The following is a 12,098-nucleotide window of genomic DNA, read 5'->3' as shown; positions in this document are numbered from 1 at the left end:
GGCGAATTGCATCGCCACTCATTTTGCTTACTTCTTTTACACACCACTTTAGTGTAGCAGACCGCATGAAGCAAAGTCAACAAAACGCGAACAATCATACTATCTCTAGTATGATTGTTCGGATATTTCAGTCAACCTGTCTGCATCTCCTGATGAGCGCGATCCATGTTGACGAATTTATTAAAGTTTTTGAGAAACGCCAGTTCTACCGTGCCGACCGGGCCGTTACGCTGCTTGGCGATAATGATCTCGATGATGTTCTTTTTCTCGGATTCCTTGTCGTAGTAATCGTCCCGGTACAGGAACGCCACGATGTCGGCATCCTGCTCGATCGATCCGGATTCCCGAAGGTCGGACATCATCGGACGCTTGTCCTGACGCTGCTCCACACCCCGGCTGAGCTGGGAGAGCGCGATGACCGGCACGTTCAGCTCACGCGCGATCTGTTTGAGCGTACGGGAGATCTCGGAGACCTCCTGCTGACGGTTGTCTCCCTTGCCCCTGCCCTGGATAAGCTGCAGGTAGTCGATCAGGATCATGCCGAGCCCCTTCTCCTGCTTGAGACGGCGACACTTCGCCCGGATGTCCGCTACCGTGACGGAAGGTGAATCGTCGATGTAGATGTCCGCTTCGGAAAGCGAACCGATCGCCATCGTCAGTTTCTCCCAGTCGTCGCCTTCGAGGAAGCCGGATCTGAGCCGGGTGGCGTCGACGTTGGCTTCCGCGCAGATCATCCGCTGCACAAGCTGAGCGGCGCCCATCTCGAGCGAGAAGATCGCGACGGTTTCCTTCGCCCTGACGCCGACATTCTGTGCGATGTTAAGGGCAAATGCCGTCTTACCTACGGAAGGACGGGCCGCCACGATGATTAAGTCGGAGCGCTGGAAGCCTGACGTCATTTTGTCGAGATCGTTGAAGCCCGACGGAATCCCGGTGGAGCCGCCTTTATGGGAATAAAGAAACTCCACCCGCTCGAAGACCTCCATCAGAACGTCCCGGATGGAGATGAAGCCGTTGGAAGCCCGGCGCTGCGAAATTTCGAGAATGCGGGCTTCCGCATCGTTGAGCATCATACCCACATCGTCGGCGCTCGCGTAGCCGTCCGATACGATCTCCGAGGCGGTCCGGATGAGCCTACGGAGCAGCGATTTCTCTTCTACGATTTGCCCGTAGTAGTCGATATTCGCTGCCGTCGGAACGGCATTGGCCAGCTCCGACAAATAGGCGACGCCGCCGATTTCCTCCAGCTGCTGCTTGTTCTGCAGCCGGGCGGTCAGCGTCACAAGATCGACCGGCTCGTCTTCCTCCGCCAGCTCGATCATCGCTTCGAAGATGTGCTGATGGGCCGGACGGTAGAAATCGTCCGGATTCATCCGCTCCATCGCCGTGATCAGCGAGTCGCTGTCCAGCAGGATGGCGCCAAGAACGGCCTGTTCGGCTTCTATATTTTGCGGCAGAACACGTCCCATGAACATTTCTTCGTTCATGAACCTTCACCTGTTCTATTGTTAGTTTCTATCCTGTCCAAACTTAGAAGGAATAATAACACCGTCTATTCTTCCGATACTTGCACGCTGATCGTAGCCGTTACTTCCGTATGCAGCTTAACGGGCACTTTCGTTACGCCCAGGGAGCGGATAGGATCGTTCAGCAAAATTTTACGCTTATCGATCTTATAGCCGGCTTTCTCCAACTGCTCTGCAATCTGCTTGCTTGTAATGGCTCCGAACAAACGACCGCCTTCGCCGGCTTTCGTCTTGATGGTCACCGTTGTTTCGTTCAGCTTGCCTGCCAGAACTTCCGCGTCTTCTTTCTCCTGATCTTTACGCTTCTGTTCGGCTTTCTTCTGCTGGTCAACCTGCTTAACCGCCCCGTTCGTTCCTGCTGCGGCCAATCCGCGGGGGATCAGGAAATTCGTTGCGTAGCCCTCGGATACCTCTTTAATTTCCCCTTTTTTGCCTTGCCCTTTAACGTCCTTCAGAAATACGACTTTCATTCGAAAAGCCCCTCCTCTTCCTCTATCTCTTGCAATATTTGTTTCAGCTTCGCCGCCGCTTCCTGCGGAGTCAGCTCAAGCTGGGTCGCTGCGTTCGTCAGGTGGCCGCCGCCGCCCATCCGTTCCATCACGATTTGAACGTTCATCGCGCCAAGCGAGCGCGCGCTGATGCCGGTTAAACCGTCCGGCCGTTCACAGATGACGAAGGAGGCGAAAACGCCGGTCATATTTAATAAGGTATCAGCCACCTGGGCAATCATCAACTGAGAATATTTGTGATTCTGTTCGCCGACCGCCAGAGCAATATGATCATACATCATTTCCGTATACCTCATAATCTCGGCTTTCTCGATATAGGCTTGAAGATCTTCCTTCAGCATCTTCTGAATGAGAGTCGGGTCCGCTCCGTTCCGTCTCAGGAAAGAAGCCGCTTCGAACGTACGGGAGCCCGTACGGAGACTGAACTGCTTCGTGTCGACCACGATCCCGGCAAGCAGCACGGTGGCCTCCAGCGCGTCCAGCGACATCTTCTCGTTGAAGTACTGGAGCAGCTCCGTTACCAGCTCACAGGTCGAAGATGCGTACGGCTCCATGTACACGAGCACGGCGTCGTGGAAAAATTCTTCGCTGCGTCGGTGATGATCCACGACCATGACACGGTGTGTCAGGTTAAACAGCTTCGGCTCGGCGACCATCGAAGCCCGGTGAGTATCCAGCACGACGGCCAGCGTGCGCTGCGTCGTGATCTGCATCGCCTGCGCCGGTGTGATGAACCACCGGTTCAGCTTCTCGTCCTCTTCGATCATCGCCATCAGCTTCTCGATCGAAGGATTGATGCCTTCCAGCACAATGTAGCCTTCCTTGTTGCTGATCTGCACGGCCTTCAGCAGGCCGATCGCCGCGCCGATGGAGTCCATATCCGGAAAGCGGTGTCCCATGATGATGACCTTGTCGCTTTCCTTGATCAGATCTCTCAGCGCATGCGAGATCACGCGGGCACGCACGCGTGTGCGCTTCTCTACGGCGTTGGTGCGCCCGCCATAGAACGAGATGCGCTGGCCCGCCTTAACGGTCACCTGGTCGCCTCCGCGGCCCAGAGACATGTCCAGGCTCGTCTGAGCGACCCGGCCGAGCTCCTCAAGCTCCTCGATGCCGGAGGCGATCCCCACGCTGACCGTTAGCGGCAGCTTGTATTCCATCGTGAGATCGCGCACTTCATCGAGGATATCGAAGCGGTTCTGCTCCAGCTCGCGCAACGCCTTCTGATTCATCAGAATCAGAAAACGGTCGGACGAGGTCCTGCGCAGATACACTCCGTACCGGTGAGCCCATTCCGTGATTTCACCGGTTACCCGGGCGAGCATGATGCTCCGCGTCTGATCGTCCATTCCCTGGGTGACTTCATCCAGGTTATCCATCAGAACGATGCCGATCGCGATTTTTTCCTCGTCATGCTTCTGAACGAGCCGGATGTAATCCGTCACATCGCGGATATACAGAAGACGTTCTTCGGGACGGTGCCATATTTTGTACACCTGGCCGTTCTGCTCGACTTCATGCGTCTCTTCTTTTTCCTTCTCCTTGCCCGGCTTCCAACTTGGAAGCACGTCCTCCAGAGAATCCCCGATCACGGAGTCCTTTTTGGCGAGCTTGGCGACGAACGGATTGTGCCATTCGATTTCTTTTTCTTCATTATATAGAATCATGCCGATCGGCAGCTCCGATATCACGTCACCGGCGGATTTCTTGACCCGGTGCGTGATGGTGCCCAGATAAGCATTCAAATCGTGACGAAAAGCGCTCTCCGCCTTCCACGAGAAGTAAATCACAAGTCCCGAGGCGAGCAGAGCAGCGACACCCAATACCCATTCATACAGAAACAGTACGATCGTTAAAGCGCCGAGCAGCGCAAACGTCCATACCATATGTTGTCCATGCCATCGTTTCGACAAGAATTTCGGCATTTACTCTCCCCTGACCCTTATCTAGATTTGAAGAGCCTTTCCCGCAACGGAAAAGCCACATCGAACACGCCGAGTAAACTGTAGAGCACAAGCAAAAACGGCATAAACACGATCAGAAGAATCGTGCCGGCCACCGGCAGCAGTTTACCCCAACCTTTATAATGGGCCACGAACGCAAGAAACGAAATTGCTTGGATGGCGAACGCGAACATAAGCAGCGGCAGCAGATTGATAAGCAAAGCCGACATCAGCGAATTGGTCGCCGATACGAACAGCATATCCGCCGCGAACGCGATGAGGTAAATCCAGACGAACGCTTTCGGAAGTTTCCACTCTCTCACAGGCGGCATGCCGGGGATGTCCTCTCCCATGGGATTAAGCAGACGGCGTCCGATCAGATGAGTAACTCCGATAAAGTAGAGCGAGAACAGAATCATATCCAGCGGAATGATTTGTACGAGCACATCCACATACCACTGCATGTCGCCCTGGGTCGGCAGCATTCCCTTTACGGCAGGCTGCATGTTGTTTAAGTAATCCAGCATGACCGTTTTGAATTTCTTAATGAAATTCAATTTGAACAGGAACCCGATCACGAGCGTAAGCAGCATTTCGGCCAGAAAAGTAAGCGTACCGTACGTGATGACCAGATGTGCGGGCGCCTTCTTCTTATAAAGCGTGCCGATTACGATGACCGGCGGCAGCAGGAATAGTGAAATGGCCAAGACGACGAATCCCGTCCACCCGAGCAATAAATTCACAACCAGGAGAATTCCCAGATAGAAAGCTGTAAATCGTTTGGCGTCCAGCTTCACGAACAGAATCAAGACCGGAATCATCAGGAAACTGGCCGTAATCACCAAATAGGACGTCATAAAAGATAACAGAAAGAGTATATACAGCAGACCCCATCCGATGAACTGCAAATTTTTCTTTGTCAACGCGTTCACCTCTTACGAAGATGATCTTCCAGTGCCGAGATATCTCCATACCAATCCTCGAGCTGGTGACCTTCTTCTCTATGCTTTTTCATTTTATCCATGATTACTTCATCTAAACTTCGAAAAGAGACCCTAAGCCGGCGGCCAAGTATATATACGCTGGAAATCAGACTGGCAAGGCCATCTATAATTTTAGCTTGATTGCCTTCCCATATCCCTTTCAACAGATGCGCTACCTGATCGACAACCTCGGTTTTGAGCCATTCAATGACCTTGACCCGCTTCGCGAGATCAACCTCTCTTTCCCGATTGGACAACGCCCGCTCCTCCCCTTATCCCTTACAAGCTTTATACACGATTATACCACAAAACAGCTTGAGCTGTGTTTCCTGAACTTGGCGCTTTACGGGCTCCGGGTACGTTAAATTTCAGTCAGGTTTGAGTTCTACCTGGGGGATTCGGTCTCCTTTAGTACCCGGTTTGGAGATAACTAGAAACTCCGCCGCATCATGCGAACGGTTATGAATACAGTGCGGGGTTCCCGGTGCGATCCGAAGCCCATCTTGAGGCCCCAGCTCATGCCATTCGCCGTCCATCTCCATCACAACCTGCCCCGTTAAAATGAAAAAGAACTGCGCCGCGCGCTCATGCAAATGTCTCTCCTCGCTCGTTCCCGGAGGCATTCGTTCGTGAATAATCGTCTCGTCCCCTTTGTGGAGATACCAGCCGTCGCATCTGTCTCCCCATACGTAATGCTCGGCGTTTTGTTTGCTGATTTTCAAATCATCCGACACTCCCCGGTTTTGTAGATAACTCTCGTTCGCTTTCTATCCACATGTGCATAACTTTCCGTCCGGATTTAGTCACCGTGTTTTCCACATGTCCCCAACTCCTATCTCCATTCTATAAAAGTTCTTGTGGACTGTCTAACTTCAGTGGTTATCCACAGACCTGTTCCCCTCCGGAACACAAAAAAAACCGGAAATTTCTCTCCGGCTTCCTACGTTCTATCCTTTTTTTGTTGAATAATTCTTGTTGCTGCCGCTGCTTCCAGCTCTGTTTGCCTTTTTTACCGATAAAAAAAAGACAACCGGCAGAACCGGCTGTCTTCTTCTCTATACAAACTACTCCGTAGTGTATGGAAGCAAAGCAATTGTGCGCGAGCGCTTGATTGCTGTTGTCAGCATACGCTGATACTTCGCGGAAGTACCTGTTACACGACGAGGCAAGATTTTACCTCTTTCGGAGATAAATTTCTTAAGGGTCTCGATATCTTTGTAATCGATATGAGTGATCTTGTTTGCTGTAAAGTAGCAAACTTTACGGCGCTTACCGCCTTTACCGCGGCGTGGAGTGAATTTACGCTCCGAACGCTCCGGACGATCACCGCCTTCCGAACGTTGCGGACGGCTGCTTGTTTGTTGTTCGCTCATTTGAGTCAGTCCTTTCTACTTAGAATGGCAAATCATCATCGGATATGTCGATCGGTTTCCCGTCGTCGAGGAAAGGATCCTGCTGTTGATCCCGCGTATTTCGGCCGCTGCCGCTTCCGCCGCCGCCATATCCACCGCCTGAACCGCCGGAGTAAGAACCCTCTTCACGGTTAGCGGAATTAGCAGATTCCAGGAAGCGCACATTATCGGCAATGACTTCGGTTACGTAAACTTTACGTCCCTCGTTATTGTCGTAAGAGCGTACCTGCATGCGTCCTTCCACAGCCGCCAAACGGCCTTTGCGAAGATAGTTGGCGCAAGTTTCCGCAAGCTGTCTCCAAGTTACGACAGGTATGAAATCGGCTTCCCGTTCCTTCGATTGCGAACTTACGAACGGCCGATCCACCGCCAGTGTAAATTGGGTTACGGCCACACCCGCAGGTGTGTAACGCAGCTCAGGATCTCTTGTCAGTCTGCCGATAAGAATTACACGGTTTAACAACGTTCATCCCTCCGATGCTTCCTTACTTAACACGCTGATTAAGCTACGTCTTTAACGATCAGGTAGCGAATGATTTCGTCGGAAATCTTCATTACACGATCAAGCTCTGCTACAACTGCAGGTTCTGCGTTGAAATGTACGAGTACATAGTGTCCGTCACGGAACTTGTTGATCTCATACGCAAGGCGACGTTTACCCATCAGGTCGTGCTTCGTAATTTCGCCACCACCGTTGGTGATAATGCCTTGGAACTTCTCTACAGTAGATTGAACTTGTTCTTGTTCAATGTCTGTACGAATGATATACATCACTTCGTATTTGCGCATGCTTGTCACCTCCTTTTGGACTAAGCGGCTCCCAATTCTGATCGGGAGCAAGGAGCGAGAATTAGTTGAATTACAAAACTCGCACCTAAATACTATAGCAGATTGCTTTCCCCATTACAAGTCACAACCTGTCCATCCGCCAGAACTGCCAATGTATGCTTACCCGCAGGCTCCCTGCGCGGCACATGCTTTCTTAAGCAAGGGACATACTAACTCCGTAATTAAAAGCTTGGAGGTGAAAAGAATGGGTGAGAAGACGCAGTTCGTGCCTGGCGACAAGGCGCCCAACGAAGGGCGCTACATCGAAATCGGCGAGAATGCCTTTCATATGGGGATCAACAACCCGGAAATCGTTCACTTGAAGAAAGGCGATTCGTTTCCCGATACCAAAAATCACAACCGCAAATGGAAGCGGCTGTACCACTGAAAAGGGGCTCTGCCTTTATGAAGAAATCCTTCACGCTGTACGCGACGGTGTTCGGCCTTTTACTCTGTTTGATTCATTATTTCGGCCATGACCAGGACTCGCTGTATCTGCTCTTTTACTCCCTCAGCGTTCCTGCCTGGTTTGCTCCCATGTTCACGAATGTCTACGAGATCTCCATGGGTAAAATGTTCGTGATCTACGTGCTTACAGTAGCTTCCTGGGCGCTTATCGGTTACATCATCGACCGCTTTTCCGTTGTGCGGAAAGAACGTCAGGGACGTACCGGCGGGGCCGCCTGAAAGCGTACGAAGTCCGCCGCTTCGCAGAACGAACTTTGGGCCTGCTTCGGCAAGCCGATGTAAGCCGGAAACACAATGGCATGCAAAAACCTCCTGCTTCATAACGAAGCAGGAGGTTATCATTGGTAAAGTTATGGCGGAAAGAGTGGGATTCGAACCCACGCACGGCTTGCGCCGCCTAGCTGATTTCGAGTCAGCCCCCTTGGGCCTCTTGGGTACCTTTCCGTATCGAGAACATTTTTTATTGTAGCACAAGCTGTGGTTAGTCTGCAAGAGGGAAATTCGGCAAGAAAAAAAGGAGCGTCAAGAACCTGACACTCCGTTCTCGGAGGCTTCCGCTCCCTTATCTGCAGAGGACCGGAGCACCTTCTTCAGTTTGCTTTCGAACTTGGCGCGCGGCACCAGCACGCTGTGTTTGCAGCCTACGCATTTGATCCGGATGTCCATGCCCATACGAATAATTTCCATTTCGTTCGTTCCGCAGGGATGCTGTTTTTTCATCTGCACGACATCCCCGAGTTCGTACTGCTTCTTCTCCATAGGGCTATATGGCTCCCCTTTCCCCTTTGAAATAGGTCACGGTTTTCGGACACGGAATCTCGATTCCGTGCGCATCCAGCTGTTTTTTCACTTCCGCGAACATTTTACGCTGCACATCTACCTGCATATTCGGTTTGCACTCCGCTGTAATCCGCAGGACAATCTCCGACTGTCCCATAGACTGGACACCGAGCACTTTCGGCTCGCTTACGATGTTCTCGTTGCCTTCCGCCATGCGATCTACCGTGCTCTGCAGAACCCCAATCGTCTTATCGATATCGGATTCATAAGCAATCGAAATATCGACGATCGCCAGCGAATTGTTGATGGAATAGTTCGTAACCTGCTTGATGTTCCCGTTGGGGATAAAGTGAACTTCCCCCGTCCAGCTGCGGAGCCGGGTTACCCGGATACCGATTTGCTCTACGGTTCCCCGGAACGTATCGACTTGTATAACGTCTCCTACGGCAAACTGATCCTCGAAAATGATGAAGAACCCCGTTATGACATCCTTCACCAAGCTTTGGGCTCCGAAACCGATCGCAAGTCCGAGAACCCCCGCTCCGGCGAGTATAGGTCCCAGATTAATGCCTACTTGGGCCAGAATAAGCAGAATCGTTATAAAGTTGACTACATAAGAAATGATATTGTGAATAAGCTTGCCGATTGTAGTCGTGCGCCTGGGATCGAATTTGAGAGGGCTCTTCTCCCTCGTTTCCATCATCCGGTTTACAAGCTTATCGGCTACTTTAATGATTAGACGCGAGAGTACGTATATGACGACAATTTCAACGATCGTTGCACCGTACTTGATCAGCTGTTGGGAATCCAGCAAATATTTTTTGATATCATCCACGAAATGGGTCACCGTTTCTTCAGGATTTTGCAGTCCCGTAATGGCAGCCAGTCTGTTCCCCATGTTAGTCATTTTTCCACCGCCCTTACTTTTCCATCCTAACATATTCGGATTCTTTTTTGAAATAAATGCCTCTGATTTCAACCTGCTCCGTCTCGATGATCCGCTGAACTTCCGTATAGTCCTCTGCCGGAAATTGAATGGAAAGCGCGCAGCCCGCCGTTACGCCTTTGGGAGTCGGGCACAGGTCGATTTCGATATCCGCGTATTCGAGCAGCATTTCGGCCCGCAGCGCCTGCTGGGTAGAGTCGAATGCAATGAGCAGCCATTCCCCCATTCTTCATCCCTCTCTTCACTCTAGTTTCTTCTCTATCGACTACGTATATTTCCCCGGCTTTCTCCGTATACTAGTAAAAACTTCTAAGCGCCCAGCTAATGCCTGCCGAAAGCGTTTTTCCACGATTAAGAAGACAAACCCGGAGGGATCCTCAATGAAACCATTCGGCTTTTCCGCGAAACCGGCTGCCGAGCAGCCCGCTTCTATTAAACTTTCTCATTCGGACAGCAGCACGCCTGCAGCTCTATCCGCATACTTTTCCGAGATTCTAAAAAAGCTGCCCTCCTATCAACCTATTGTGATCGTTTGTGTCGGTACGGACCGTTCCACAGGCGATTCACTAGGCCCCCTGGTTGGCAGCAATTTAAAGAGACGAAGCGGCGCTTCCTACTCCCTGTACGGAACCTTGGATGAGCCGGTACACGCCATGAATTTGTCGGATACGATTACGGCTGTCGAGACAGCCCACCGCTATCCCTTCATCGTGGCGATTGACGCTTGTCTCGGTCAGGTATCCAGTGTCGGCTCTATACAAGTCGGGCATGGCCCGCTTAAGCCGGGAGCAGGCGTAAATAAGGAACTTCCGTCGGTTGGCGATATCCATGTTACCGGTATTGTAAACGTCGGCGGTTTTATGGAGTATTTCGTGCTTCAAAATACCCGCCTCAATCTGGTGATGAATATGGCCGACGTTATCGCCGGCTCCCTCCATCACGCGCTTTGCTCCGTCCGGCGGTCTTCCCCTACTTCTGCGCTAACGTCAGATTGATCGCTTCTTTCTCCTCGGGAGAAAGCGAATATGGAGAACCGCCCTTCTCGACCGGTTTGGCATAGATGTATGTATCTTCCCTGCTGTGAATGCCGGTGATGAGAATCCCATCTTCATACTCGTCCAGAATAGCCACCGTGAAACTCATAAGACTTCCCGTGTCCGAGAAGGCGTTATAGCGGTGAATGCCGACCTTGGATTTCAACCGCTTCATGGATTGGCTGATCCGGTTCAGCCGGTCCGCCGTATCTCCCTGCAGGATGATCTGGTCCTCAATCTGCTGCTGCATGTGAACAAGCAGTTGTTCGATATTAACCTCTCCTGCGCCATTCATGACTTTCTTATATTGTTTGCGAAGCTTGCCCAGTTTAATCCACAACGCAAGCATTCCGATTAACAGCAACAAGACAAGCAAACAAAGAACCGATAAAATCGGTTCAACCGGCAGCCCGATGTTGTTTTCACCCATGTCCTTCTTCCCCTCTGCTATCTTGTCTCGCTGTTTCTTGTTCTTCCAGTCGGCTGCGTTCCTGCTTATAAAATAACGGAGTCCGCTATTTCTTTGACCGCTTCAATTAGAGTATCCACTTCTTCATCTGTCGTAAAATAGCTGACGCTTGCCCGGACGGCACCGGTTTTACCTGTGCCTGCGGTTTCATGCGCCAGCGGCGTGCAGTGATATCCGGCTCTGACCGCGATGCCGTAATGCTGGTCCAGGATGAACGCCACCTCGGACGCATCCATATGCTCCAGGACGAAGGGCACGATACCCGTCCGTTCTTCGCCGATTCCGGGACCGAGAAGCCGGAGATGCGGCACATCCCGAAGTGCTTCCATGATCCGCTGAGTCTGCTCCCACTCCTTCGCGTGGATGTTTTCCACACCCGTCCGGAGGACAAACTTCAGCCCCTCGCTTAACCCGGCTAATCCCGGGGTATTCGGCGTGCCCGCTTCGTACCTGTCCGGTCTTACGGAAGGCTGGTCGATCGCTTCCGACTGGCTGCCTGTTCCGCCGTGCATAAGAGGCTCCAGATCGAGCCGGGGATGGATATACAGACCTCCCGTCCCTTGAGGCCCCAGGAGACCTTTATGGCCCGGAAACGCCAACATGTCGATCCCCATCTGCTCCACGTGAATAGGAAGGATTCCGGCCGTCTGAGCGGCATCTACGAGCAAGCATATCCCCTTCTCTCTGCAGAGCTGCCCAATATCAGCGACAGGCAGGATGCTTCCGAGCAAATTGGAGCTATGGTTGATAACGACAAGCGAAGTATGGCTCTGAATATTTTCCTTTAAGACGTCTATGTTTATTCTCCCGAATTCATCGGTTTCCAGATAGGTGACCTGCACGTTTTTGGTGCGCCTCAAATATTCAAGGGGTCTTCGGACGGAGTTATGCTCTACTGCTGTACAGATAACATGCTCTCCCTCTTTCACATGGCCTTTGATAGCCAAATTGAGGGCTTCCGTTGTGTTGGAACCGAATGCGAGATCATTTGGATTTCTAAAACCGAACAACTTCGCTGCGTGTTTGCGTGCTTCGAACACAACCCGGCTTGCCTGTACAGCCATGGCATGACTGCCTCTGCCGGGATTAGCCGCATACTCGTTGATGCAGCGCAGCACAGCCTCTCCGACCTGCGGCGGTTTTGGCCACGAGGAAGCGGCATTATCGAAATATAAAAACGGCTTCGTCACTGCCGGTCCC

The 12,098-nt window shown here is 51.8% G+C and carries 17 protein-coding genes and 1 tRNA gene; 3 read left to right on the top strand and 15 right to left on the bottom strand.

The window, feature by feature from the left end; all coding sequences use genetic code 11:
* Nucleotides 1-131 precede the first annotated feature (131 nt).
* The 9 genes from dnaB to rpsF form a co-directional block, all read right to left on the bottom strand.
* A complete protein-coding gene (gene dnaB, locus AC2TF6_RS00160) occupies nt 132-1,487 on the bottom strand; it encodes a replicative DNA helicase (RefSeq protein ID WP_491309458.1) in 1,356 nt (451 codons plus the stop codon).
* A 65-nt stretch (nt 1,488-1,552) separates the two neighbouring features.
* Nucleotides 1,553-1,996 (bottom strand): 50S ribosomal protein L9, encoded by a 444-nt coding sequence (gene rplI / locus AC2TF6_RS00155; protein WP_009673400.1) that lies wholly within the window; start codon nt 1,994-1,996, stop codon nt 1,553-1,555.
* Nucleotides 1,993-3,960 (bottom strand): DHH family phosphoesterase, encoded by a 1,968-nt coding sequence (locus AC2TF6_RS00150; protein ID WP_491309457.1) that lies wholly within the window; start codon nt 3,958-3,960, stop codon nt 1,993-1,995. The genes rplI and AC2TF6_RS00150 overlap by 4 nt, the downstream gene beginning before the upstream one ends.
* Nucleotides 3,961-3,977: 17 nt before the next feature.
* Entirely contained in the window at nt 3,978-4,910 is a 933-nt protein-coding gene (locus AC2TF6_RS00145; protein ID WP_491309456.1) for a DUF2232 domain-containing protein, read from the bottom strand.
* Nucleotides 4,907-5,218, bottom strand: coding sequence for a MazG-like family protein (locus AC2TF6_RS00140; protein WP_491309455.1), 312 nt, complete (start codon nt 5,216-5,218; stop codon nt 4,907-4,909). Before AC2TF6_RS00140 ends, AC2TF6_RS00145 begins: the two co-directional genes overlap by 4 nt.
* Before the next feature lie 111 nt (nt 5,219-5,329).
* On the bottom strand, nt 5,330-5,683 hold the full coding sequence (locus tag AC2TF6_RS00135) for a cupin domain-containing protein (protein WP_491309454.1): 354 nt from the start codon (nt 5,681-5,683) through the stop codon (nt 5,330-5,332).
* 342 nt (nt 5,684-6,025) lie between these two features.
* Nucleotides 6,026-6,334: a 30S ribosomal protein S18 gene (gene rpsR, locus AC2TF6_RS00130; RefSeq protein ID WP_082211313.1), complete on the bottom strand. Its 309-nt coding sequence runs from the start codon at nt 6,332-6,334 to the stop codon at nt 6,026-6,028.
* A 19-nt stretch (nt 6,335-6,353) separates the two neighbouring features.
* Nucleotides 6,354-6,836 carry a single-stranded DNA-binding protein gene (gene ssb / locus AC2TF6_RS00125; RefSeq protein ID WP_009673468.1) on the bottom strand — a complete coding sequence of 161 codons (483 nt, stop codon included), beginning with the start codon at nt 6,834-6,836 and terminating at the stop codon, nt 6,354-6,356.
* A gap of 38 nt (nt 6,837-6,874) precedes the next feature.
* Nucleotides 6,875-7,162 (bottom strand): 30S ribosomal protein S6, encoded by a 288-nt coding sequence (gene rpsF, locus AC2TF6_RS00120; RefSeq protein ID WP_009673440.1) that lies wholly within the window; start codon nt 7,160-7,162, stop codon nt 6,875-6,877.
* Between the two features lie 244 nt (nt 7,163-7,406).
* On the opposite strand from rpsF, the gene AC2TF6_RS00115 reads away from it, so the two are divergent.
* Both AC2TF6_RS00115 and AC2TF6_RS00110 read left to right on the top strand, forming a co-directional pair.
* Nucleotides 7,407-7,589, top strand: a complete 183-nt coding sequence (locus AC2TF6_RS00115; protein ID WP_009673434.1) for a YjzC family protein — start codon at nt 7,407-7,409, stop codon at nt 7,587-7,589.
* 17 nt (nt 7,590-7,606) lie between these two features.
* On the top strand, nt 7,607-7,888 hold the full coding sequence (locus tag AC2TF6_RS00110) for a hypothetical protein (protein ID WP_491309453.1): 282 nt from the start codon (nt 7,607-7,609) through the stop codon (nt 7,886-7,888).
* 134 nt (nt 7,889-8,022) lie between these two features.
* On the opposite strand, the gene AC2TF6_RS00105 is transcribed toward AC2TF6_RS00110, so the two are convergent.
* From AC2TF6_RS00105 to AC2TF6_RS00090, 4 genes are all read right to left on the bottom strand, one after another.
* A tRNA-Ser gene (locus AC2TF6_RS00105) sits at nt 8,023-8,113 on the bottom strand.
* Nucleotides 8,114-8,191: 78 nt separating this feature from the next.
* A complete protein-coding gene (locus AC2TF6_RS00100; RefSeq protein ID WP_491309452.1) occupies nt 8,192-8,428 on the bottom strand; it encodes a DUF951 domain-containing protein in 237 nt (78 codons plus the stop codon).
* Between the two features lie 4 nt (nt 8,429-8,432).
* A complete protein-coding gene (locus AC2TF6_RS00095) occupies nt 8,433-9,356 on the bottom strand; it encodes a mechanosensitive ion channel family protein (RefSeq protein ID WP_491309451.1) in 924 nt (307 codons plus the stop codon).
* A gap of 13 nt (nt 9,357-9,369) precedes the next feature.
* Nucleotides 9,370-9,621 carry a putative Se/S carrier protein gene (locus AC2TF6_RS00090; protein WP_218230717.1) on the bottom strand — a complete coding sequence of 84 codons (252 nt, stop codon included), beginning with the start codon at nt 9,619-9,621 and terminating at the stop codon, nt 9,370-9,372.
* Between the two features lie 154 nt (nt 9,622-9,775).
* Here AC2TF6_RS00090 and yyaC point away from each other — a divergent pair, with 154 nt between their 5' ends.
* On the top strand, nt 9,776-10,390 hold the full coding sequence (gene yyaC, locus AC2TF6_RS00085; protein ID WP_369997484.1) for a spore protease YyaC: 615 nt from the start codon (nt 9,776-9,778) through the stop codon (nt 10,388-10,390).
* Here yyaC and AC2TF6_RS00080 read toward each other — a convergent pair.
* Both AC2TF6_RS00080 and AC2TF6_RS00075 read right to left on the bottom strand, forming a co-directional pair.
* Nucleotides 10,365-10,859: a DUF4446 family protein gene (locus AC2TF6_RS00080; protein ID WP_491309450.1), complete on the bottom strand. Its 495-nt coding sequence runs from the start codon at nt 10,857-10,859 to the stop codon at nt 10,365-10,367. The two genes, yyaC and AC2TF6_RS00080, sit on opposite strands and share 26 nt — an antisense overlap.
* Before the next feature lie 65 nt (nt 10,860-10,924).
* A complete protein-coding gene (locus tag AC2TF6_RS00075) occupies nt 10,925-12,088 on the bottom strand; it encodes an aminotransferase class V-fold PLP-dependent enzyme (RefSeq protein ID WP_491309449.1) in 1,164 nt (387 codons plus the stop codon).
* Between the last annotated feature and the right edge of the window lie 10 nt (nt 12,089-12,098).

The sequence above is a fragment of the Paenibacillus sp. JNUCC 35 genome (genome assembly GCF_058269095.1).
The sequence above is the reverse complement of the archived record's forward strand: the minus strand, read 5'-3'. Positions and strand labels throughout refer to the sequence as shown.